Source organism: Xylophilus sp. Leaf220 (assembly GCF_001421705.1).
Taxonomy (GTDB): domain Bacteria; phylum Pseudomonadota; class Gammaproteobacteria; order Burkholderiales; family Burkholderiaceae_C; genus Xylophilus.
Genome location: NZ_LMKO01000002.1, coordinates 162,097 through 185,165, shown reverse-complemented (window position 1 = coordinate 185,165; position 23,069 = coordinate 162,097). Strand labels below are relative to the sequence as shown.

The window sequence follows — 23,069 nt, the reverse complement described above, 5'->3', positions numbered from 1 at the left end:
CTCTTGGCGGAGGGGCCCGCACTGCGCCGGGAACCCTCCGCTGATTCCCCAAGGCAACGCATCCTGCTGGTGGACGATTCCCACACCAGCATGGCCGTCATGGCCGAGCTGCTGGCGCCCACCTATGAGGTGATGACCGCGTCGACCGGCATGCAGGGCCTGGAGATGGCGCGCGCCTGCCGTCCGGACCTGGTGCTGCTCGACGTGGTGCTGCCCGACATCAACGGCTTCGAGATCCTGCAGCGCCTGCGCTCCGACCCGGCGACGGCGATGATCGCGGTAGTCTTCGTCACCGGCTTCGACCGGCCGGGCGACGAGGCCCGCGGCCTGATGCTGGGCGCCTCCGACTACATCCTGAAGCCGGCCGAGCCGCCGGTGCTGTTCGCCCGCGTCACCGCCCAGCTGCGGCTAGTGCGCCAGCGCACCGCGATGGAAGAGCTGGCCCACCTGGACGAGCTGACCGGCATTCCCAACCGCCGCCAGTTCGACGAAGTGCTGGCCGCGGAATGCCGCCGAGCCGACCGCCAGAAGCACCCGGTTTCGGTCGCGATCGTCGACGTGGATTTCTTCAAGCAGTACAACGACCGCTACGGCCACCCGGCGGGCGACCGTGCGCTGAAGGCGGTGGCCCGGGTGCTGCGCGACGGCATGCACCGCCCCGGCGACCTGGCGGCCCGCTACGGCGGCGAGGAGTTCGCGCTGGTGCTGGGCGGCACCAGCCGGCAGGGCGCGATGGCGCTGGCCAACCGGCTGCGCCAGGCGGTGGGCGGGCTGCAGATCGCCCACTCGGATTCGCCGATCGCGTCGCATCTGACGGTGAGCGTCGGCGTGGCCAGCACCATTCCGGCCGCCGACAGCAATCCCCAGATCCTGGTGCAGCGGGCCGACGACAGCCTCTACCGCGCCAAGGAGTCCGGCCGCAACATGGCGGTGTCGGACGGCGACTTGGGCCACACCTCACTCTCGGCCGCCTGAACGGCGGTCTGCCGACGCCTACGCCGCGGTGCCGGCGGGCGCTGCCACCGGCAGCTCAGCGATCACCTTGATCTCGAACTGGAAGCCGTAGAGCCAGGTCACGCCGATGCCGGTGAGCGTCGGGTGCGGCGCGGCGCCCCAGTAGTCCGGGACGATCCGCCAGATCGTCTCGAAATTCGCCTCCGGATCGACGACGAAGACCGTCACGTCCACCACGTCGTCGAAGCTGCAGCCGGCGGCGCCCAGCACCGCGTTCAGGTTGTCGAAGGCACGGCGCACCTGCGCTTCCAGTCCCGGCTCCGGCGAGCCGTCCTCCCGGCTGCCGACCTGGCCGGAGACGAACAGGAAGCCGTTGGAGCGCACGGCGGGCGAATAGCGGTTCTTTTCGTAGAGGGCCTGCCGGCCGGGCGGGAAGACGACGTCGCGTGTGTTCATGGAATTTTCGGAGTGGTGATCAGAACCACTTACTCTAGGCAGCCCGGCCACGGCGATAAACCGCGAAGATCCACCATCACTGTTCACAGCGGCCGAACAATCGCGGCCGCGCCAGGAGATCCGATGGACCGATTCGATGCGATGCTCGCCTTCGCCCGGGTGGTGGAGACCCGCAGCTTCACCAAGGCCGCCGAAACGCTGCACCTGAGCCGCGCCAGCGTGACCCAGCTGGTACAGCAACTGGAGGCGCGGCTGCGGGTACGGCTGCTGAACCGCACCACCCGCCGGGTGCATGCGACCGCCGACGGCGCCGCCTACTACGAGCGGGTGGTGCGCCTGCTGGCCGACATGGACGACGCCGAAACCAGCCTGTCGGCCGCCGCCACCGTGCCCCGCGGGCGGCTGCGGGTCGACGTGCCGAGCCCGCTGGCCCGCATGCTGCTGGTGCCGGCACTGCCCGACTTCCACGCCCGCTACCCCGAGATCCAGATCCACATGGGCGCGAGCGACCGCATGGTCGACCTGCTGGGGGAGAACGTCGACTGCGTGGTGCGCGGCGGCGTGCCGACCGATCCTTCGCTGGTCGCCCGCCGCGTCGGCGACCTGCCGCTGGGCGTGTACGCCGCGCCCGCCTACCTGGCCCGCCACGGCATGCCGCCGCATCCCATGGCGCTGCAGGAGGCCGGCCACCGCATCGTCGGCTACCTGCGGTCGCGCACCGGCACCATCTTTCCCTATGCGATGCGCCGCGGCGCCGAAAGCATCGAGGTGCACGGCCGCTACGTGGTCGCCCTCGACGACGGAAACGCCTACCTGGCCGCGGGCCTCGCCGGAATGGGCATCCTGTGGCTGCCCGACTACATGGCGCGCGGGCACCGGGACCGCGGCGAACTGGTACCGCTGTTCGAGGACTGGGCCATCGACCCGATGCCGCTCTACATCGCCTTCCCGCCGAACCGGCACGTCAGCACCAAGCTGCGGGTATTCATCGACTGGGTGGTGGAGCTGATGGCGCAGCATGCGCCGGTGGCCGTGCGCGGCGCAAGCCGGGCGATGCCGGCGGCGGGAGACACCGCGACTTCCTGATCCCTTCTGCGGGCCGAAGACGCGAGCGCTCCGGCGTTCCCGTACTCACCCGAGGTCGCCTATGCGGGAAGATGCCATTACCTGCCGAACCGGGAACAGACATAACCCGGATAAAACCGGAATCGGTCGGCGGTCGAATCGGATATTCGACCGTTCCGCGGCAGTTGCTACAGAAGACCGCGCTGCGCCGCGGCCGCTGCCATTTCCGCCAGAAACGGCCCGCGCGGTGCCTCGACCGGCTTGTCGACCAAAAACTCTTCGCGGTCCTTGCCTGCGATCCATTTCGGCGGCTTGCCCCGCCCGGTCCAGGTCGCCCCGGTTTTCTCGTCCAGGTATTTGGCTGCGACCTTCTTCTCGGGCAGCTTCCAGGGAAATACCTGCTGGGCGGTGAAGCCGAATTCGGCGACCAGTTCCCGCACCTTCGCGAGTGCCGCTTCCGATTCGAGCTTGTAGGCCCTGGCGATGTCCGCATCCAGCTTGGCGCGCGCGCTCTCCAGATCTTTCAGATTATTCATGTCGACTTAAAAAATGACCCGTGCGGTGAAACCGTTGACTCAACAGAGGGACGAAAGTCCCATTCGATATTCAAAAAGGTGCGTATCGCACTTCTGCATGTCCGGCGAGCGCGCGACGGGAGCATCCGAATGCCCCGGAGTTGCAACGTTTCGCGCAGCGCCGCCCCCCAGCCGCCATTTTCTCCATCCCGCCGTCGATTCTATCGCGCACTATGGAATTGATAGCTGCAGGCCGTTGAACAGTGCCGGCCATGCCTTCAAAAGCAACGGATGTTCACCGAAGGCCCCGGCTCGGATGCGGGCCCGCTCGTGCCGGGATCCATGCGGCAGGCCCCGAGGCGAACGCAAAAAGGCAAACCCTGTGGATACTTCCGGCACAACCCGCACCTTATCCACAGCGCGGCGCCTTCCTCCGAAGTTGTCCGCATCGCCGGACTTCGGCGACAGCCCGGCCTCCACATGGTTCCCGCCCGCGCAACGCCTTGCTGCGTATGGGAAAAACCGGGTTCTCCACAGAAACCCGCCACCCTTACTACTACTACTAATTTGAAATAGAAGTATTAGAGGAGAACAAGCGAACCCAAAGTCGCGCGCGCCGCCGCTGCGCAACGACACCCTGCCCCGCGCCCAGCAAAAAGCCCCGTGGCAGGCAGGCTGCGACGGGGCTTCGAAAACCAGGACCGCAGCCGATGGCTGCGAGAAAAATCAGTCGGCTTCGATCTTCGCCGCCTTCACCACCTCGGCCCAGTCGGCCGATTCCTTCTTCAGCCGCGCCGCCATCTGCTGCGGATCTAGGTAGTCGGCCGCCGCACCCTGCTCCTGCGCCTTCTGCTTGAACGCCGCGGAACCGGCCACCCTGGCGATGTCGGCCGTCAGCCTGTCGACCACCGCCTGGGGCGTCTTCGCCGGTGCGAATACGCCGAACCACGAGGTCGCGTCGAGCTTGGGCAGCCCGGCCTCGGCGGTGGTGGGCACGTCGGGCAGGCTCGGCAGGCGGGTCTTGCCGGTGGTGGCCAGCACCCGCAGCTTGCCGCTCTGGATGTGCGGCATGAAGGGCGGCGCGGTGCCGAAGGTGATCTCCACCTGGCCGCCCAGCAGGTCCTGCAGCGCCGGGCCGGTGCCCTTGTAGGGGACGTGGGTCATCTTGATGCCCGCCTGCTGCTCCAGCATCGCGCCGGTGGCGTGCTGCAGCGATCCGTTGCCGGACGAGGCGTAGTTCACCTTGCCCGGGTTGGCCTTGGCATACGCGACGAACTCGGCCAGCGTCTTGTAGGGCAGGTCGGCCCGCACCACGACGATCTGGGGGGCGGAGACCACGTTGGCGACCGGCACCAGGTCCTCGGGCTTCCACTGCAGCGGGCCCTTGGTGACCAGCGGGGTGATGACCTGGTACCCCGAGTACTGCATCAGCAGCGTGTAGCCGTCGGCCTGCGCCCGGGCCACCGCCGCGGCGGCGATGCCGCCGTTGGCCCCGCCCCGGTTGTCGGCCACCACCGGCTGGCCCAGCACCTCGCCCAGCGGGACCGCCAGCATGCGGGCCGAGATGTCGGTGGTGCCGCCGGCCGCCGTCGGCACGATCAGCGTGACCGGTCGGGTCGGGTAGTTCGCCGCCGGCTGCGCCAGCGCCGACAGGCCCGTGGAGGCCGCCAGAAGGGCCGCGGCGGCCATGAGCCGCCGGCGGGAAGGGGGGAGGGTGCGAGGGGTCGTCATGGTGTGTCTCCGGTCGTTGGTGTTCAGAAAAAGGAAGCCAGGGTGCGCCCGGTGCGCTTCGCTATGAAAACAATAGCTGACAGCCGGCGCACAGAGCCGGCCCCAGGCACTTTCAATCGTTAAATTACAAAATCGTCCGTATGGGCACTGCCCGCGTGCATGGCGCCTTTCTGTTCCAGGGATACCGCAGAACCGGCTCTGCCGGGCTGCTGGTGTCGCCCCCGGCGAGGGGGAGAGCGGAGACACGCAGTGCGAAGCCTGGGGGAGCACTCAGCCCTTCGGCTCTGCCGGGCTGCCGGTGTCGCCCCCGGCGAGGGGGAAGGCGGAGACACGCAGTGCGAAGCCTGGGGGAGGCCGACCTACCGCTCCAGCGCCCGTTCGCGCAGCGCCAGGAAGTCCGCCGGCGGGGCGTGCAGCAGCTGGCGGGGACCGGCCTGGGCGACCTGGCTGGGGATGGGGTGGCCGATCAGCGCCGGCAGCCGGTGGGCGGCGGCGATCAGCCCCTCCAGGTTGCAGCGGGTGTCGAAGCCCATCAGCTCCAGCGCATGCACCACCTCCTCGGTGCAGACGTTGCCGCTGGCGCCCGGCGCGTACGGGCAGCCGCCCAGGCCGCCCAGCGAGGCGTCGAACCGGTCTGCGCCCGCGTCGATCGCGGCCAGCACGTTGGCCAGGCCCATGCCGCGGGTGTTGTGGAAGTGCAGCGTCAGCTCGGCCGCCGGGAAGCGCTGGCGGAAGGCGGCGGTGAGCGCCGCCACCTGCGTCGGGTAGGCCATGCCGGTGGTGTCGCACAAGGTGACGCCGCGCACGCCGGCCTGGTCCAGGAAGCGGGCCGCCCACTCCAGCACCACCTGGGCATCGACGTCGCCCTCCATCGGGCAGCCGAAGGCGCAGGAGAGCGAGACGTTCACCGGCACCCGGGCCTGCACCGCCAGCGCCACCACCTGCGACAGCGCCGCGAACGACTGGGCGCGGGTCATCCGCAGGTTGGAGATGTTGTGCGTCTCGCTGCACGACATCACCAGGTTGAACTCGTCGGCCCGGGCGTCGACGGCGCGCTCGGCACCGCGCAGGTTGGGCACCAGGCAGGTGTAGACCACGCCCGGCGCGCGGCGGATCTCACGCAGCACCGTCTCGGCGTCGCGCAGGGCCGGGATCGCGGCGGGCGAGGTGAACGAGGTCACCTCGATCTTGGCCAGGCCCGTCTCCGACAGCGCATCGACCAGCGCGATCTTGTCGGCCGTGGGCACGAAGGCGGCTTCCATCTGCAGGCCGTCGCGCGGGCCGACGTCCTGCAGGAAGATGCGGCGGCCGGCGCCGTTCCAGGGGGTGTGCATGGTGTGTCTTCCTTCTTTTTCTCAGGCGACGACGCCGCGGGCGCGCAGCTGTGCGATCTGTTCTTCGGTCAGGCCCACCTCGCGCAGTACCGCGTCGGTGTCGTCGCCCAGGTGCGGGGCCGAAGTGCGCACGCTGCCCGGCGTGGCCGAGAGCTTGGGCACGATGCCGGGCACCTCGACCACGTGGCCGTCGCGGGTGGTCTGCTGCAGCAGCATGTCGCGGGCGCGGTAGTGCGGGTCCTCGTGGATGTCCTTGGCGGTATAGACCTTGCCGGCCGGCACCCGGGCGGCGCCCAGCACCGACAGCACCTCGGCCATCGGCCGCGAAAGGGTCCAGGCGCCGATGGCGGCGTCGAGCTCGGCCACCCGCGCCACGCGGCCGGCGTTGCTCTGCAGGTCGGCCGCGGTGGCCAGGTCGGCACGGCCGATGGTCTCCATCAGCCGGCGGAAGATGCTGTCGCCGTTGCCCGCCACCAGCACCCATCCGTCGGCGCAGGGGTAGGCGTTGCTGGGCGCGATGCCGGGCAGTGCGCTGCCGGCCGCGTCGCGCACCGCACCGAAGGCGCTGTACTCGGGGACCAGGCTCTCCATCACGTTGAACACCGCCTCGTGCAGCGCCACGTCGATCACCTGGCCGGGACCGCCGTGGACCTTGCGGTGGTAGAGGGCGGTCAGCACGCCGATGGTGCCGTGCAGCGCCGCCAGCGTGTCGCCGATCGAGACGCCCACCCGCACCGGCACCCGGCCCGGCTCGCCGGTCAGGTGGCGCAGCCCGCCCATCGCCTCGCCGATCACGCCGAAGCCGGGCAGGTCGCGGTAGGGACCGGTCTGGCCGTAGCCCGAGATGCGCAGCATCACCAGGCCGGGGTTGAGCGCATGCAGCGCCTCGGGCGACATGCCCCAGCCCTCGAGCGTGCCGGGCCGGAAATTCTCGACCAGCACGTCGGCCTCGGCGATCAGCCTGCGCGCGATGTCCTGGCCCTCGGCGCTGCGCAGGTCGACCGCGACGCTGCGCTTGTTGCGCGACTGCACCTGCCACCAGACCGAGGTGCCGTCCTGCAGCATGCGCCAGTTGCGCAGCGGATCGCCCGCGCCGGGGGTTTCGATCTTCACCACATCGGCCCCGAACTCGCCCAGCGTCTTGCCGCAGAACGGCCCGGCGATCAGCTGTCCCATCTCGACGACGCGCACGCCGGCGAGCGCGCCGGGCGGAAGGAATGCCGGGGAAGGGGCAGCGGTCATGCGGTGTCTCTTTCGTGGGGATGAACACGGCATCATCGGCCTGCCGGCCCCGGCGGTAAACCGGTCGATCGCGAGGCTGCCATCGCGGATGGCGATGGTGGGGCGTTCCAAAGGGCATATCGGTTTACCGGATATCGGTAAACCGATAAAATGACGGGATGATCTAGTCGTTCCGGTGTGCGCGTACCGAGGAACTGTTCACCACCGGCAGATCGCGCCCGTTCGCTGCCATCAAAAAAATTGCGGAGCGCAAATTGCAGATGCTCGACAGCGCCGCCATTCTCGGCTTCCTCGCATCGCCGCCGGGCAACCGGCTGGAAGCGTTGGTCGGCGATCGCGAGGGGCAGTACAGCATCCGCATCAATGCCCAGTGGCGCATCTGTTTCGTCTGGACTGCGCTGGGCCCTTCGCAGGTCGAGATCGTCGACTACCACTAAGAAAGCAGAAGCACGCCATGCCCAAGAACGGAATGCGCCCGGTCCATCCGGGCGAGATACTCAAAGAGGAATACCTGCAGCCGCTGGGTCTGAGCGCCCACGCCTTGTCCAAGGCGTTGAAAGTGCCGGCCTCGCGGATCGGCGACATCGTGCTGGAACGGCGCAACGTCACGCCCGACACGGCCCTGCGGCTGGCCCGGTACTTCGGAGGCGATGCCCAATCGTGGCTGCAGTTGCAGCAGGCCTACGACCTGAAGGTGGCGGCGAAGGCGGCGGCCAAGACCATCGAGAAAGAAATCGTGCCATACGACTTCGGCCGTACCGGGGGTCGCGCCTTCGCGTGATGGCGGTGGCTCCGTACCTGCACTTTTCAACGGGCCGATAGCTCCGATGCGGCTCGACCCGATCTCGCTGCGCCTCTTCGTCGCGGTGATGGAAGAAGGCACCATCGCCGATGCGGCCGCGCGCGAGCACCTGGCCGCTTCGGCGGTCAGCAAGCGGATCAGCGAGCTGGAAGGTGCGCTGTCGGCCGTGTTGTTCGCCCGCAGCAACAAGGGCACCGAACCCACCGCCGCCGCCTATGCGCTGCTGGGCCTGGCGCGGGGCGTGCTCAACGGGCTCGACGACATCGCCACCCAGATGCAGGGCTATGCCGACGGCCTGCGCGGGCAGGTGCGGGTGGCGGCCAACATTTCGGCGATCACCCAGTTCCTGCCGGGCGAGCTGCGCGGCTTCATGGACCGGTACCCGCGGGTGCAGGTGCACCTGCAGGAGCGGATCAGCACCGCGATCGCCCGCGAGGTGGCCGAGAACATGGCCGACATCGGCATCCTCAACGCTGGGCACTACGGCGAGCCGCGCATCGCCCTGCTGCCGTACCGGCACGACGAGCTGGTGCTGGTGGTGCCCCGGGGCCACGCCCTGGCGCGCCGGCGCCGGGTGTCGCTGCGCGCCGCGCTGCCTTTCGATTTCGTCGGCATGCACCCGGGCAGCGCGATCAACCACCGCATCACCCAGGCGACGGCCGAGATGGGCCTGACGCTCAAGACGCGGATGCAGGTGACCGGCTACGACGCGCTCTGCCTGATGGTGGCGAACGGCCTGGGCTTCGGCGTGCTGCCGCGGGGCAGCGCGGCGCTGTACCTGCAGGCGCTGCCGCTGGTGGCGGTGGGGCTGGAGGAACCCTGGGCGCGGCGGGAACTGGTGCTGTGCGTACGGGAAGGCGGGGAACTGCCGCCGGCCACGCGGCTGCTGGTGGAGCATCTGCAGCGCAGCTAGCGGCACGGCGGCCGGCGCGAAGCGGCCCCATCGGGCAGAATCCGCCGATGCCGACCACCGCACACTCCACTCCCGAGGCCTTCCGATCGTTTCGCCAGGCGTTCGACGCGCAAGGCTTGCGGGCAGCCCTGGGAGAACTGGCGATGCTGTCCGACTACCGCTACATCGGCATCTGGCGCTTCCAGGACGGTCGCGCTGCGGCGGCGGTGCATGTCGATCGGCAGAATCCGTTGGAGGAAAACGCCGCCGAAGTGCCGGAAACGGCGACCTACTGCACCTTCGTGCGCGACAGCGGCCAGCCCTTCAGGACTGCCGATTCCCAGGCCGACCCCCGGCTCGGCACCCATCCGGCCCGCGACGTGGTGCGCACCTACTGCGGCGTGCCGCTGATGGACAGCGAAGGTGCGGTGCTCGGCACCCTGTGCCACTACGACCTGGAGCCGCGCGACCCGGAGCAGATCAACGTGGAACTGATGCTGATGGTGTCGAGCTTCATTTCGCTCAACGGCCACCTTCCCCACTATCCTGCGGCCTGAGTGCGCAATCAATCCGGCGTCGTCCTACGCGCAATGGGCATGTTGCATCGCCGGCCGTGCGTGCATCGCTCCTATGCTCGGAAGCACTAGCCCTCCCGCCATGCCGATCCCCGCATTCCTCGTCGAAGACAGTGCTGTCATTCGCAAAAACCTGATTCCCACCCTCGCCGAACTCGCGGGGGTGAGCGTCATCGCGTTCGCCGAAGGGCAGGCCGATGCGCTCGAATGGCTGCGCAGCCACGACGGCCAGTGGCAGCTGGTGATTGTCGACCTGTTCCTCAAGGAAGGCTCCGGCCTGGGGATCATCGCCGAGTGCAAGCAGAAGCGGCCCCTGGCGCCGGTGGTGGTTCTGACCAACTACGCCACGGCCGACATGCGCCGCCGCTGCCTGGAACTGGGCGCCGACGCCTTCTTCGACAAGTCGAGCCAGCTAGAAGAGTTCTTCTCGTACTGCGAGCAGCACTTCGTGAACTGAGCGCCGGCGGCTGCCTGCGGTGCGCGGGCGGCCGAACTCAGTCCCGCACCACGCCGACGATGGCGGCATACAGGCCGCGCAGCGAAATCGGTTTTCCCACATAGCCCTGGAACCCCGCTTCCCGGCCGGCCCGCACGTCCGTCTCCATCGAGAACGCGGTCAGGGCCACGGCCGGTAGCCGTTCGGCCGTGCCGTGGGGCAGGGCGCGGATGCGGCGGATGAGGGTCAGTCCGTCCATCTCCGGCATGCCGATGTCGGACACCAGCACGTCGAAACGCTCGGTCTCCAGGATGCGCAGCACCTCGGCCGCCGAGCCGACCGCGCGCACCTCGGCGCCGAATCCGGCCAGCGCCACGTGGGCCACCTCGCGTGCGTCGGCCTCGTCGTCGACCAGCAGCACCCGCAGGCCCTGCAGTTCGGTGCCGACGGCCGCGGCGACCTCGTCCGCGGCACCGGCGGTGCCGGCCGGCTCGGCGTTGTCGGCCAGCGGCAGGTGGGCGGTGACGGTCGCACCCTGGCCGGGGCCGGCGCTGTGGGCCGCGATGCGGCCGCCGTGCAGTTCGACGATGCCGCGGGCGATCGCCAGCCCCAGGCCCAGCCCGCCCGAACGGCGGGTGACCGAGCCGTCTTCCTGGCGCATGCGCTCGAAGACGTAGGGCAGGAAATCGGCCGCGATGCCGCGGCCGGTGTCCTGCACCTGCACCACCGCCTGGCCGGTGGCCGGGTCGGCGCGCACTTCCAGCACCACCCGGCCGCCCGCCTCGGTGAACTTGATCGCGTTGCCGACCAGGTTCGACATCACCTGCTCCAGCCGGCGCATCTCGCCCGCCACCCAGACCGGCGACGCTTCGCGGCAGACCAGGTCCACGCCCTTGGCCTGCGCCGCGTGGATGTGCGACAGGAACACGTTCTGCGCCGATGCGGCCAAGTCGACCGGCTCGTGGCGGATCACCATCTTGCCGGCCATCACCGCGGTCATGTCCATCAGGTCGTCGATCAGGCTGGCCTGCTGGCGGGCGTTGCGGCGGATCGACTGGCTCGCCTTGGCGATCATCGGATCGTCGGTCTTCTTGCGGGTGAGGATCTCCGACCAGCCGGCGATCGCGTTGAGCGGCGAGCGCAACTCGTGCGACACGGTGGCCAGGAACTCGTCGCGCAGCCGGGCCAGCCGGTCGGATTCGGCGCGGGCGCCTTTTTCTTCCTCCAGCGCGCGGTGGGTGGCGGCGGCCAGGCTGGCGATCTCGTCGATGTCGAACAGCGTGCCGACCCAGCGGTGGATGCGGCCGTCGGCGCCCGGCACCGCATGGGCGCGGATGTCGAACCAGCGCGGCGCGGCGCCCTCGGCCTGCGCCAGCCGGCACTTGCAGGCCAGGTTCTCGCCGGTGGCCAGGCTGTGCGCCCAGGCCGCCGCGAAGGCGGCGCGGTCGTCCGGATGCGCCCGCAGCGCCAGGTCGGCCAACGGGAAATCGCCTTCGGGCCGGTGGGCATGGATCCAGTCCTGGTTGACGTACTGCAGCCGGCCCTGCGCGTCGGCCTGCCAGACCACCTGCGGCAGCGAGCGGGCCAGCGCCTGGAACTGCCGCACGCTGGTGCTGGAGGCATCGGCACTCGACCGGGCCGAGTCGGCCAGCCGGGCCATGGCGCGCTTGACCGCCGCCACCTCGCCGGTCTCGTGCGCGTCGATCCGGCTGTCGGCCCAGGGCTGGCCCGGCTCGGCGCGGTCGACCGCGTCGGCCAGGCGGCGCAGCGGCATCACCAGCCGGCCGGTGAGCCACCACGCCAGCACCGCGGCCAGCAGCCCGATCGCCGTGCCGCCCGCCAGGAAGCCGTACTGCAGGGTGCGCACCGAATCCAGCGTAGCCGAGAACGGCTGCCGCGCCACCACCCGCCAGCCGAAGCCGGCGAAACTGCCGTGCGGCCGGGTGGCGGCGTTGGTGGTGAGGTAGTCGGTACCGTCCGACCAGGTTTGCCGCGCCGTATGGCCGGTGGATGGCACCAGAGAGGCCAGCGCGGTACCCACCGGCACCGCGTCGGTGGCGGTCAGCACCACCTTCGATTCGGTATCGACCAGGAAGATCTCGACACCCTGGCGCTCGGCCACCGGCCCCAGCACGTTGTCGCGGACCTGGGCCGTCCATTCCCAGCCGATGTGGGTGCCGAAGACGCGGACGACCCGCCCCTCCGCATCCCGGATCGGCGCCGCCACGTCCAGGAAGCGCAGCGGCTCGCCGTCGCTGCGGGCGGGCAGCAGTTCGGCCAGCCGCACCGCCTTGTGCACGTCGCCCAGGAACAGGCCCTTCCTGCCTTCCTCGAACACCGGCCGGCCGATGGCCGAGCCGCCTTCGAAGAGGCCGCCGCTGGCCGCCACGACGGTCCCCGACGGCACGTCGATCACGCTGACGTAGGAGTACTCGGGGTTGTCGCGCTGGAAATCCTCCAGCGCCGACCGCATCGAGGCGCGGGTGGAATCGGGACTGCGGTAGCGGCTGCGGTCCGCCTGGGACATCACCTCGCGGCCGAACTGGTCCATGCCGGTCGACAGCTCCCGCGCCATCTGCTCGGCCAGGCTGTCGAGGTTGTTGGCGCTCAGCTCCACCATCCGCCGCTCGGCGATCCCCGCCAGTCCGATCGACAGCACCACCGACGCGCCCACGATGACCGCGCCCAGCGCGATGCCGAGCTGGGTCTGCAGCCGCAGCACCGGCCCCCTGGCGAAGGTTCTGGCGGACGACGGGGCCGTGGAATTTGGAGGAGGCTGCACGTACCGGATCGTATCAACTTGTTGCGGCCCGCCCGGCGCTATCGGCCCTGCCGGGCCGGGTTTTTAGGGTTTGCGTACGTCGGCCGGCCGCGCGTGTGGACAAGCCTGTGGAGCGATCGATTGTCAAGTTCGACTTGTCCACAGAGCCGGCGCGAAACGGAAAGTTGTTATCCCTGCACCTTGGCGCTCAGGCCGCTCCGCCCACATGGTTCGGCCACACGCAAGTGCTTGATCCAAATCACGAAAACCCGGTTGTCCCCACTTTTCGCCGCCCTCTACTACTACTGCTATTGAATATAAGAAGAATGAGAGAAGAACTGCCGAAACTCCCGCTCCCCGCGCGGCCGGGGTGGCGAGGGTGGTCAGGGTCCGGTCGGGCAGGGCTTCTCAAAATGCAAGAAGCGTCGGTTTCCGTACGGCCGCGGGGCGCCGTCCCACATGGCGCCGCCGGCCGCCGGGCTACCGTGCGGTGGCCCGGCCCGAAGAGGCCCTTTCCAGTCCCCCAAAGCGGTTTTCCGTTTTTTCCATGCCCCTTTCCGTTCCCGTGGCCGACACCGTGTCTCCCATTCCCCGCAAGAAACGCCTGCGCAACCGACCGCCCACCTTGTCGATGGCGGCCTGGCGCCAGTTCATGCAGGTGGCCAAGCCCTACTGGCTGGGCGACCAGAAGAAGTCGGCCTGGTCCTTGCTGGCGCTGCTGGTGGTGCTGATGCTCCTGGAGACGCAGCTGGCGGTGATGCTGGTCGACAAGACCGGCGAGATGACCTCGGCCCTGGCCGGCCGCGAGAGCGAGCGCTTCTGGTCGGCGGTGCGGATGGCGCTGCTGGTGCTGGCCTTCGCGGTGCCCGTCTATGCGTTCTATTACTACATGCGGGACGCGTTCTCGAACAACTGGCGGCGCTGGCTGACCGGCCGCTTCCTCGACGGCTACCTGGGCGACCACAAGTACTACGAGCTGGGCTCGAACAACGACATCGACAACCCCGACCAGCGCATCAGCGAGGACATCAACACCTTCACCGGCCGGTCGATCAACTTCCTGCTGATCTTCCTGGGCTCGCTGATGCAGCTGGTGGCCTTCAGCGCGGTGCTGTGGTCGATCTCGCACCTGCTGGTGGCCTTCCTGGCCGTCTACGCGGTGGTGGGCACCTTCCTGGCCCTGTACGTGTTCGGCGCGCCGCTGATCCGGCTCAACTTCCTGCAGATCCGGCGCGAGGCCGATTTCCGCTTCAACCTGATGCGGCTGCGGGAGAACGCCGAGTCGATCGCCTTCTACCGGGGCGAGGCGCAGGAGCGGTCGCAGATCGACGGCCGGCTGGGCGCGGTGCTGGCCAACTACGCCCGGCTGATCAAGAAACAGCGCTCGCTCAACATGTTCCAGCGCGCCTTCAGCCAGCTGACCCTGGTGGTGCCCAGCATCATCCTGGCCAACGCGGTGCTCTCGGGCGAGCTGGAAGTGGGCCGCGCGGTGCAGGCGGCCGGCGCCTTCGCCGCGGTGCTGGGCGCCGTATCCTTGATCGTCGACAACTTCGAGGGCCTGAGCCGCTTCGTCGCCGGCATCGACCGGCTGCATGCGCTGTCGCAGGCGGTGATCAAGGCGCCGCTGGCCACCGCCGCCGTGCCCCCGCCGGTGGCCCGCCGCGCTGCCCCCACTGTGCCGCCTGCACCCGAGCCGGCGCCGGCCCCCACGCCGCCGGCGCCCACCCAGATCGAACTGCGTCCCGGCGACACGGTGGCGGTGGAGAACCTGTCGCTCTACACCCCGCAGTTCGGCCGCCTGCTGGTCAAGGACCTGAGCCTGGCGCTGGCGCCCGGCGAGGGCCTGCTGATCACCGGCGCCAGCGGCTGCGGCAAGAGCTCGCTGCTGCGGGCGATGGCCGGCCTGTGGCGCACCGGGACCGGCGTGGTGCAGCAGCTGCCGATCGAGGACGTGTTCTTCCTGCCCCAGCGGCCCTACATGCAGACCGACACCCTGCGCAGCCAGCTGCTCTACCCCAGCCGCGAATCGCCGCTGAGCGACGACGAGCTGCACGGCATGCTGAAGGCGGTGCGGCTGGAAGAGCTGTCCGACCGGGTCGGCGGCCTGGACGCGGTGCACGACTGGGAAAAGCTGCTGTCGATGGGCGAGCAGCAGCGCCTGGCCTTCGCCCGGGTACTGGTGCGCCAGCCCCGCCTGGTGATCCTGGACGAGGCGACCAGCGCCCTCGACAGCGCCAACGAGGCCGCCCTGTACGAGCGCCTGCGCGCCGACGGCTGCACCCTCATCAGCATCGCCCACCGCGCCGCGGTGCTGCGCCACCACACGCAGGTGCTGCAGCTGAAGGGCGGCGGTGCGTGGGAGCTGCACACGGCCGAGAGCTACCGGTTCGAGGGCTAGCCGCTGGCCGCTGCGTCCCGGGCAGCAATTGCTACTATTTCTATAGCTGAACGTCGGCGCGCCATGCCGGCTGGATGCCTTATTTCTTCCTGTTCTCCAGTACCGGGCGCGGCTGTCGGCACGCCCCGGGTCAGCCGCCGCCCGGCACCTGCCCGCGCGACCGGAAGCCCTCGGCGATGGCAGCGATCACCGCCGCCTTGGGTGCGGTGCGCAGTTGCACCAGCGCCATCTCGCGGGCTTCGGCCGCCTGCGGAATCTCCACCACGCCCAGGCGCGCATCGGCCTGCCAGCCGCGGCCGTCGAGCAGCGGCAGCAGCGCCACGCCCAGGCCGTCGCGTACCAGGTCGGCGATCGCCTCGATCGAATTGAGCTCCAGGAACTCCTGCGGCCGGGCGCGCAGCCGGCGCAGGGTGCGCTCGACCAGCTGGCCGGTGTGCTCGGCCCGGCTGAAGCGGATGAAGGGGTGGCGCTCCACCAGCGCGCGCACGCCGCCGGGCGCGGTGCCGGCCGGCACCAGCAGCACCAGCGGCTCGGTATAGAGCGGTGTCCAGGCCAGGGCGGGGCGGCTCTGTACCGGGTCGCGCACCACGATGGCCGCATCCAGGTCGCCGCTTTCCACCTGGGCGATCAGCCGGTCGGACTTGCCCGAGGACACGTGCAGGTCGAGCGCCGGATGCCGCCGCTTCAGGTCCAGCGTCGCCTGCACCAGCCGGCCCAGGCCCGAGACCACCGCGCCCAGCTGCACCGTGCCGGCCATCGCGGCGCCGGCGGTGTCGGCCTGCAGCATCTGCGCATACAGCGCGGCCATCCGTTCGGCCAGCGGCAGCAGGGCCCGGCCCTGCGCGTTGAGGGCGACGGTCTTGCCGTCGCGGGTGAAGAGGGCGCGCTTGAGCTCGTCCTCCAGCGTGCGCATCTGCAGGCTGACGGCCGAGGGCGTCAGCGCCACCCGGTGGGCCGCGGCGGCGAAGGAGCCTTCCTCGGCCACGGCCAGGAAGGTCTGCAGCACCCGCTGGCTAAGCATGGAGCCGGCCTCTCTGCGCCAGGGCGACGGTGCACCGACGAGGTTTTCTCGTCGTGCGGTGCAGCATTAATCGCTTTCCCTCGCGGCGCCGGCTCACAACAATCGGGGCAGGGCCGCGCCTGCCCGCAGGGCGCGCGGCATTCGTCGCCGTGCTGTCCGTTCCGGAAATCTCCACCATGCCTGTCTCCCGTCGTCGTCGCCTGTGTTTCGTGTCCGCTGCGCTGCTGGGGTCGGCCGCAGCGGCATCGGTGTCCTTGCCCGTCTTCGCGGCCGAGCCGTGGCCGTCGCAGTCGCTGAAGATGATCGTCGGTTTCGCGCCGGGGGGCGGCAACGACATCCTGGCGCGCATCCTCGCCCGGGAACTGCAGCAAAGCCTGGGCCAGCCGGTGGTGGTGGAGAACCGCGCCGGCGCGGGCGGCCTGATCGCCGGCGACGTGGTGGCCAAGGCGCCGAAGAACGGCTACACGCTGCTGCTGGGCTCGATCGGCGGCAACACCATCGCGCCGGTGCTGGCCAAGAAGGTCAGCTTTGATCCGCGCAAGGACCTGGCGGCGGTCAGCCTGGTGGCCGAGTCGGGCAACGCGCTGCTGGTCAACGCCAAGCTGCCGTACGCCAACGTCCGGGAGCTGATCGAGGCGGCGCGCAAGGCGCCGGGCACGATCAACTACGGATCGTCCGGCAACGGCTCCACCCTGCACCTGGCCGGCGCCCTGTTCGCCCAGCAGGCGGGGGTGAAGCTCACCCACATCCCGTACAAGGGCAACAGCCAGGCGCTGACCGACGTGGCCGCCGGCCAGATCGAGCTGACTTTTTCGGGCATTCCGCCGGCGATCCAGTCGGCCCGCACCGGCCAGACCCGCATCCTGGCGGTGACCACGCAGCAGCGGGTCAAGTCGCTGCCCGACGTGCCCACGGTCGCCGAGGCCGGCGTGCCGGGCTACGCCTTTGCCTCGTGGTACGGCCTCTTCACCACCGGCGGCACCGATCCGGCCATCGTCGAGCGGCTGGCCCAGGAGGTGAAGAAGATCGTCGCCAAGCCCGAGGTGGCCGCCCAGTTCGCGGCTCAGGGCGTGGAGCCGGTGACGAGCGATCCGAAGCGCTTCACCGCCCAGATCGACCAGGAGCTGACGCGCTGGGAGAAGGACGTGAAGACCTTGGGGATCACCCTGGACTAGCTTTTGGCTCGCCCCCAGGCTCCGCACTTCGTGTCGTCGCCACCCCCCTCGCCGGGGGCGATACCAGTGGCCCGGCAAAGCCGGTTCCACGGTATCCCTGAAATAGGGTTGCTTCATCCGGAACGGCCACCTGCGCAAGAATCCGTTTTCTTTCAAACCGAGACATTCCACGACCATGATCGACTTCAACCACGTCAGTTCGTACTCCTCCATCCGCCTGCCCGTGTTCGCGCGCAACGTGGTCTCCACCTCGCATCCGCTGGCGGCGCAGGCGGGGTTGCGGATGCTATGGAAGGGGGGCAACGCGGTGGATGCGGCGATCGCCGCGGCGGCGGCGATGACGATCGTGGAGCCGGTGAGCAACGGGCTGGGGTCGGATGCGTTCTGCATCCTGTGGGACGGCAAGGAGCTGCACGGCCTGAACGCCTCGGGCCGCGCGCCGCAGGCCTGGACGCCGGAATATTTCAGCCGCAAGTACGGCGCGGGCCAGGCCAACGGGCCGCGGCGGGGCGTGGATTCGATCACCGTGCCGGGCGCGGTGAGCGCCTGGGCGGCGATGTCGGAGCGCTTCGGCAAGCTGCCGTTCGCCGACCTGATGGAGCCCGCCGCCGAGATCGCAGAGCGGGGCTACCTGCTGCCGCCGGTGGTGCAGCAGAAGTGGGCGGCCGGCGCGCCCGAGCTGCAGTCGCAGCCCGGTTTCGCCGAGAGCTTCCTGCCGCGCGGCCGGGCGCCGAAGGTGGGCGAGCTGTTCCAGTTCCCGGCGGCGGCGCGTGCGCTGCGCAGCATCGGCGCCAGCGGGGGCCGCAGCTATTACGAGGGCGAGATCGCCGAGGCCATCGCCGGCTATGTGCAAAAGCACGGCGGCAGCATGACGAAGGCCGACCTGGCCGCGCACCGGCCCGAGTGGGTCAAGCCGCTGGCCAAGGACTACCGCGGCTTCACCCTGCACGAGATCCCGCCCAACGGCCAGGGCATCGCGGCGCAGATCGCGCTCGGCATTCTGGGCAATTTCGACATGGCGAGCCTGCCGGTCGATTCGGTGGCGTCGCAGCATCTGCAGATCGAGGCGATGAAGCTGGCGTTCGCCGACGTCTACCGCTACGTGGCCGAGCCGTCGAGCATGCAGCTGACGGCCGAGCAGATGCTCGACGATGCCTATCTGGCCGAGCGCGCCAAGCTGATCGACCCGAAGCGCGCGCAGGACTTCAAGGCCGGCAACCCGGTCAAGGGCGGCACCATCTACCTCACCGCGGCCGACGAGAGCGGCATGATGGTGAGCTTTATTCAAAGCAACTTCGCCGGCTTCGGCTCGGGCGTGGTGGAGCCGACCTTCGGCATCAGCCTGCAGAACCGTGGCTTCGGTTTCAGCACCGACCCGGCGGGCGCCAACGCCGCCAACCTGGTGGCGCCGGGCAAGCGGCCGTTCCACACCATCATCCCGGCCTTCCTCACCAAGGACGGCCAGCCGGTGATGAGCTTCGGCGTGATGGGCGGCAACATGCAGCCGCAGGGCCACATGCAGACGGTGGTGCGCATGCTCGACTACCAGCAGAACCCGCAGATCGCCTGCGATGCGCCGCGCTGGCGCTTCAACGCCGGGCTGGAGATCAACGCCGAGGCGGCGATGGACCCGGCGACGGTGCAGGGGCTGCAGGGGCTGGGGCACCGGGTCGAGGTGATCGACGATGCGTACCAGGATTTCGGCGCGGGGCAGTTCATCTGGCGGATGGGCGATCCGGCGAAGGAAGGGTATCTGGCGGCTAGCGATCCGCGGCGGGATGGGTTGGCGGCGGGGTTCTAAAGCTGGTTGCGGTGGGCGGTGCGGCCGGTCGAGGGGGCACGACCGACTGCTCGGCTGTCCTGCATGGCTCCCTCTCGCCCTGGGAGAGGGTGGGGTGAGGGCCGCGCCCGGCGGGTCATCCATTGACGGCTGTTTGGCCCGCGCCCGGCTGTCCGGACTTGCTCCCTCTCCCCCTGGGAGAGGGCGGGGGTGAGGGCCGCGCCCGGCTGACAGCCTCAGCTGCTGTCCGGGGAAACACTGCACGTGTTGGGCTCGGAGGCGGGGATTTCGCCCCCGCGGGCGAGTCACTTCTTTTGCTTCGCCAAAAGAAGTAACCAAGAAAAGGCGACCCCGCGTGCTGCGTCCCTCCGCTGCGCTGCGGGCAACCTGCGGTGCTCGCGSCAGGCGGGGTCCGCGCAAACTCGCTGCGCTTGTATGGTCGAAGGTGCTGGGGTGAGGAACGACGCTACGCATCGGCCGTTCACAGCGGACCGACAGTCTCAGGCGGGGTCCGCGCAAACTCGCTGCGCTCAGACATGCGCGGCCCTTTTTCCGCCTGCCGCTGCGCTCCTCGGCGCATCCCGAGGGGCTTGGGAGCGGGGGCCTTCGGCTGCTGCCGGCTGCGCGGCAGTGACGCCTGGGGGCGGAAGCGGCAACGGTATCGGTACCGAGGCGAATGTTTGAATGAAATGTGCTTCTAGCCGGCGTGCAGCGCCGGCTATCAGCTATTGATTCAATAGCGTCGCGGAATATCGGCGCGCCCTCCGTTGGCCGGCCAACCCTCACCCCAGCCCTCTCCCCAGCCCTCTCCCCGCGGGGGAGAGGGAGCAAGACAGTGGAGTCGCGTTGTTGGGGTGCTTGTCGATCACGGCATGCCTGCCGGGCGCGGCCCTCACCCCCGCCCTCTCCCAGAGGGAGAGGGCGTAAGACCCCCAGGCCGAGCGCAGCGATGGCCCGTGTGGACCCCGCTCCTGCACCCCCACCCCTCTGCGGCGTCGAGGAGCGCAGCGTGCGGCGGATCAGGGCCCGCGACTGTTTGAGCGGAGCGCAGCCGCCGCAGCGGGGTCGCCTTTCTTTGGTTCCTTTCTTTGGCGAAGCAAAGAAAGGGACTCGCCCGCGGGGGCGAAATCCCCGCCTCCGGACTTGAAACAGGCAACGCAGCGACAAGCAGCAGCGACACAGAAAAGCCGGGCGCGGCCCTCACCCCCTCCCTCTCCCAGGGGGAGAGGGAGCAAGTCGAGGGAGAGCCCCGCCAGCCGGCCCAGCACCACGCTCACTTCTGCGTCACCACGCCCTTCACGTACCAATCCATCTTCCACAGATCCGCATCCGACAGCACCGCCCCGGCGGCCACCCGCTCCTTGCCTTCCCGGTCGGCCAGCGGCCCCGCATACACCTGCTTGCCCTTCAGCAGCGCGTCCCGCTCGGCCGTGATCAGCGCGGCCTTGTCCTTCGGCACACCCGGCCCGAAGCCGGCGATGTCGGTGCCGCCGTCCTTCATCGAGATGAACGCGCCGTACGGCGCCGGCTTCCAGTTGCCGGCCTCGATGCGCTTCAGTTCGGGGACCAGGAACTTGTCCCAGACCCAGACCGACGAGCACAGCGTCGCCTTCGGCGCGAACTGGCGCAGGTCGCGGTGGTGGCCGGTGCCGTACACGCCGCGCTCCTGGGCGACGAGCTGCGGCGTGGGGCTGTCGACGTGCTGGCCGATCACGTCGGCGCCCTGGTCGATCAGGGCCATCGCGGCGGCGCGCTCTTTCACCGGGTCGTTCCAGGCGCCGGTGTAGATCACCGTCACCGTCGCGGCGGGGTTCATCTTCTGCGCGCCGAGGGCGAAGGCGTTGACGGTCCAGTTCACCACGCCGAACGGGTTGGCCGCGACGAAGCCCAGCTTGCCGCTCTTGCTGGCCGCGCCGGCGGCCATGCCGCAGAGGTACTGGCTCTCGTAGGTGCGGCCGTAGAAGGATTCGAGGTTCGCGCCGTTGGTGGTGCCCGAGCCGTTGAGGAACGCCACCTCGGGGTACTTGGCGGCCAGCTCCTTGAAAGCGTCGGAGTACCCGAACGCGGTGCCGATCACGATGTTGGCGCCGCGCTGGATGAACTTCTCGGCCGCCGGCTTGATGGCGGACGCGTCCTCGGGCACGCTCTCGACGAACTGGATCTTCTGGCCCATCGCGGCCTCGATCTTCGCCCGCGCCTCGTCGAAGGCCTGCGTCCAGCCGCCGTCGTTCTTGGGGCCGAAATAGATCATCGCGATTTTCGGCTTGCCCTTGAGGGTGAAGCCCGGCGCGGCCGCCGCCTGGGCCTGGGCCTGCAACGCGGTACCGAGCAGCGCCAGCGCGGCGCAGACGGCGGTGATCGTACGGGTTAGCTTCATCATCATGAACCTCGGTGGTGGGAGACAGGGAAACGAAAAATAGACAGGCGCGAGGACGGGGCGCGAACGCTCAATGCATCATGAAATTGATGCGGAAGACGTTGCCTTCCGGGTCGAGCAGAACGGCCTGGTACCAGTGGTAGTAGGTCTCGTACGGCGCCTTGACCAGCGTGGCGCCGGCGGCCAGCGCGACGGGCACCATGCGGTCGACGTCGGCCTGCGAATAGACGTCGATGTTGAGCAAAAACTTCACGCCGCGCGTGTCCGCGAAGTCGGCCAGCTGCAGCAGTTCGTAGGCCTCCAGCGCGTTGAATCCCAGACTGCTTTTGCCGGTGTCCAGCCCGCGGAAGATGGGCGAGCGGATCGACTCGATCTCGGCAAAACCGAACACCTGCTGGTAGAAGCCGCTGAGTGCGACGACGTCCTTCGCGAAGACGTTGACGTAGGAGAGGTGCGCCATTTCAGGCGGTCGCCTTCGTGCCACCGAAGGTCGTCTGCTTGACGAACTTCGAGGTCAGGTGGTCGCCCGAGGTGACCGGCGCGTACCTGGGCGACTCGCCCGGCGCGAGGCAGTGCGGCAGGCACTCGACCACCGCGTCGTAGTTGGGCTGGTGGAAGAACACCAGCGACTGGCGGCGGTTGGTGCCGGCCACCTCGAACGGCGGGTTCACCACCCGGTGCAGGGTGGAGACCCACTGGTCGTTGGTCCACTGCATCATCAGGTCGCCGATGTTGACCACCAGCCCGCCCTCGACCTGCGGCACGTCGACCCACTGGCCCGCCTTGTTGAAGACCTGCAGGCCGCGGTCGTCGGGCAGCACGATGGTCAGGCTGCCGTAGTCGCTGTGGGCGCCGGCGCGCAGCTGGCCGGGCAGCGGCGCCTCCTTCTGCGGCGGGTAGCTCAGCACGCGGAACATGCTGATGTGGTCGTCGATCTTGTCGTCGAAGAAGTGCTCGTCGAGCTGCAGGCCCATCGCGAAGATGCGCATCAGCGAGCGGGCCAGGTCGCTCATCGCGGCGAAGTACTCGGTGTACGCGGCCTGGAAGCCCGGCACGTCGGGCCAGGCGTTGGGCTCGAAATGGGCGCCGGCGGCGGGGCCGCGGTGGTAGGCGTCGTCGGGCACGTCGCTCGGGCCGATCGAGAACGACTCCTTCAGGTCGCCCGGTGCCTGCTCTTCCAGGCTGTACGACAGGCCCTCTTCGCCGACCGCGCTGTAGCCGCGCACCGCATCGTCGCGCGGCCGGTCGACCCGGCGCTTGTCGGCCAGCGGCAGCGCGAAGAAGGCGCGCGATGCGGCCGACACCCGCGCCACCAGCGCCGGGTCGATGCCGTGGTGGGTGATCACCAGAAAGCCGATGCTGCGGCAGGCCTCGTCGACCGCGCGGGCCACCGCGGCCTTGCCGTCGGGGTCGCCGGAGAAGTACGGGGCGAGGTCGATGATCGGTACGGACAGCAGCGTCATGTCGCGAATCCTTGGCAAGAAGCGAAAGGGAACGGAGGAAGAGGGGGGCAGGCCCGGCGCCGGGATGCCGCGCGCCTGCAGGTCCGGTATGC

General features: G+C 69.4%; 20 protein-coding genes. 10 read left to right on the top strand and 10 right to left on the bottom strand.

The window, feature by feature from the left end; translation table 11 throughout:
• Positions 1-69 precede the first annotated feature (69 nt).
• Positions 70-975 (top strand): diguanylate cyclase, encoded by a 906-nt coding sequence (locus tag ASE76_RS05705; protein ID WP_236698347.1) that lies wholly within the window; start codon positions 70-72, stop codon positions 973-975.
• A gap of 18 nt (positions 976-993) precedes the next feature.
• On the opposite strand, the gene ASE76_RS05700 is transcribed toward ASE76_RS05705, so the two are convergent.
• The gene (locus ASE76_RS05700) at positions 994-1,410 is read right to left on the bottom strand and encodes a Rid family hydrolase (protein ID WP_055836093.1); all 417 of its coding nucleotides are present in this window, start codon (positions 1,408-1,410) and stop codon (positions 994-996) included.
• 123 nt (positions 1,411-1,533) lie between these two features.
• On the opposite strand from ASE76_RS05700, the gene ASE76_RS05695 reads away from it, so the two are divergent.
• Positions 1,534-2,496, top strand: a complete 963-nt coding sequence (locus ASE76_RS05695; RefSeq protein WP_055836090.1) for a LysR family transcriptional regulator — start codon at positions 1,534-1,536, stop codon at positions 2,494-2,496.
• Between the two features lie 167 nt (positions 2,497-2,663).
• Here the strand turns inward: ASE76_RS05695 and ASE76_RS05690 are convergent, their stop codons facing one another.
• The 4 genes from ASE76_RS05690 to ASE76_RS05675 all read right to left on the bottom strand — a co-directional run bounded on the left by ASE76_RS05690 (position 2,664) and on the right by ASE76_RS05675 (position 7,297).
• Positions 2,664-3,011, bottom strand: a complete 348-nt coding sequence (locus tag ASE76_RS05690; protein WP_055836087.1) for an H-NS family nucleoid-associated regulatory protein — start codon at positions 3,009-3,011, stop codon at positions 2,664-2,666.
• A gap of 705 nt (positions 3,012-3,716) precedes the next feature.
• Positions 3,717-4,721, bottom strand: coding sequence for a tripartite tricarboxylate transporter substrate binding protein (locus ASE76_RS05685; RefSeq protein ID WP_055836084.1), 1,005 nt, complete (start codon positions 4,719-4,721; stop codon positions 3,717-3,719).
• A gap of 359 nt (positions 4,722-5,080) precedes the next feature.
• The gene (locus ASE76_RS05680) at positions 5,081-6,055 is read right to left on the bottom strand and encodes a hydroxymethylglutaryl-CoA lyase (protein ID WP_055836081.1); all 975 of its coding nucleotides are present in this window, start codon (positions 6,053-6,055) and stop codon (positions 5,081-5,083) included.
• 21 nt (positions 6,056-6,076) lie between these two features.
• Positions 6,077-7,297 (bottom strand): CaiB/BaiF CoA-transferase family protein, encoded by a 1,221-nt coding sequence (locus tag ASE76_RS05675; RefSeq protein ID WP_055836078.1) that lies wholly within the window; start codon positions 7,295-7,297, stop codon positions 6,077-6,079.
• Between the two features lie 194 nt (positions 7,298-7,491).
• Here ASE76_RS05675 and ASE76_RS19895 point away from each other — a divergent pair, with 194 nt between their 5' ends.
• The 5 genes from ASE76_RS19895 (at position 7,492) to ASE76_RS05655 (ending at position 10,023) form a co-directional block, all read left to right on the top strand.
• Positions 7,492-7,734, top strand: coding sequence for a type II toxin-antitoxin system RelE/ParE family toxin (locus ASE76_RS19895; protein WP_236698352.1), 243 nt, complete (start codon positions 7,492-7,494; stop codon positions 7,732-7,734).
• Positions 7,735-7,751: 17 nt separating this feature from the next.
• Positions 7,752-8,078, top strand: coding sequence for a HigA family addiction module antitoxin (locus ASE76_RS05670; protein ID WP_055836075.1), 327 nt, complete (start codon positions 7,752-7,754; stop codon positions 8,076-8,078).
• Between the two features lie 46 nt (positions 8,079-8,124).
• Positions 8,125-9,012, top strand: a complete 888-nt coding sequence (locus ASE76_RS05665) for a LysR family transcriptional regulator (RefSeq protein WP_055836073.1) — start codon at positions 8,125-8,127, stop codon at positions 9,010-9,012.
• 47 nt (positions 9,013-9,059) lie between these two features.
• A complete protein-coding gene (locus tag ASE76_RS05660; protein WP_055836070.1) occupies positions 9,060-9,548 on the top strand; it encodes a GAF domain-containing protein in 489 nt (162 codons plus the stop codon).
• 100 nt (positions 9,549-9,648) lie between these two features.
• Positions 9,649-10,023, top strand: a complete 375-nt coding sequence (locus ASE76_RS05655; RefSeq protein ID WP_055836067.1) for a response regulator — start codon at positions 9,649-9,651, stop codon at positions 10,021-10,023.
• Between the two features lie 37 nt (positions 10,024-10,060).
• On the opposite strand, the gene ASE76_RS05650 is transcribed toward ASE76_RS05655, so the two are convergent.
• Positions 10,061-12,784, bottom strand: coding sequence for an ATP-binding protein (locus tag ASE76_RS05650; protein ID WP_156362528.1), 2,724 nt, complete (start codon positions 12,782-12,784; stop codon positions 10,061-10,063).
• Between the two features lie 631 nt (positions 12,785-13,415).
• Here ASE76_RS05650 and ASE76_RS05645 point away from each other — a divergent pair.
• The gene (locus tag ASE76_RS05645; RefSeq protein ID WP_168389221.1) at positions 13,416-15,161 is read left to right on the top strand and encodes an ABC transporter ATP-binding protein/permease; all 1,746 of its coding nucleotides are present in this window, start codon (positions 13,416-13,418) and stop codon (positions 15,159-15,161) included.
• A 130-nt stretch (positions 15,162-15,291) separates the two neighbouring features.
• Here ASE76_RS05645 and ASE76_RS05640 read toward each other — a convergent pair whose 3' ends face one another.
• Complete coding sequence (locus ASE76_RS05640; protein WP_055836058.1) at positions 15,292-16,182, bottom strand: LysR family transcriptional regulator; 891 nt, start codon at positions 16,180-16,182, stop codon at positions 15,292-15,294.
• Between the two features lie 176 nt (positions 16,183-16,358).
• On the opposite strand from ASE76_RS05640, the gene ASE76_RS05635 reads away from it, so the two are divergent.
• Together ASE76_RS05635 and ASE76_RS05630 are read left to right on the top strand one after the other, a co-directional pair.
• On the top strand, positions 16,359-17,357 hold the full coding sequence (locus ASE76_RS05635) for a tripartite tricarboxylate transporter substrate binding protein (protein ID WP_055836055.1): 999 nt from the start codon (positions 16,359-16,361) through the stop codon (positions 17,355-17,357).
• 175 nt (positions 17,358-17,532) lie between these two features.
• Positions 17,533-19,158, top strand: coding sequence for a gamma-glutamyltransferase family protein (locus ASE76_RS05630; protein WP_055836052.1), 1,626 nt, complete (start codon positions 17,533-17,535; stop codon positions 19,156-19,158).
• Between the two features lie 1,252 nt (positions 19,159-20,410).
• Here the strand turns inward: ASE76_RS05630 and ASE76_RS05625 are convergent.
• From ASE76_RS05625 to ASE76_RS05615, 3 genes are all read right to left on the bottom strand, one after another.
• Positions 20,411-21,517: a BMP family ABC transporter substrate-binding protein gene (locus ASE76_RS05625; RefSeq protein WP_369793374.1), complete on the bottom strand. Its 1,107-nt coding sequence runs from the start codon at positions 21,515-21,517 to the stop codon at positions 20,411-20,413.
• Positions 21,518-21,584: 67 nt separating this feature from the next.
• On the bottom strand, positions 21,585-21,974 hold the full coding sequence (locus ASE76_RS05620) for a VOC family protein (protein ID WP_055836046.1): 390 nt from the start codon (positions 21,972-21,974) through the stop codon (positions 21,585-21,587).
• 1 nt (position 21,975) lies between these two features.
• Positions 21,976-22,977: an isopenicillin N synthase family oxygenase gene (locus ASE76_RS05615; RefSeq protein ID WP_055836043.1), complete on the bottom strand. Its 1,002-nt coding sequence runs from the start codon at positions 22,975-22,977 to the stop codon at positions 21,976-21,978.
• Positions 22,978-23,069: the final 92 nt, after the last annotated feature.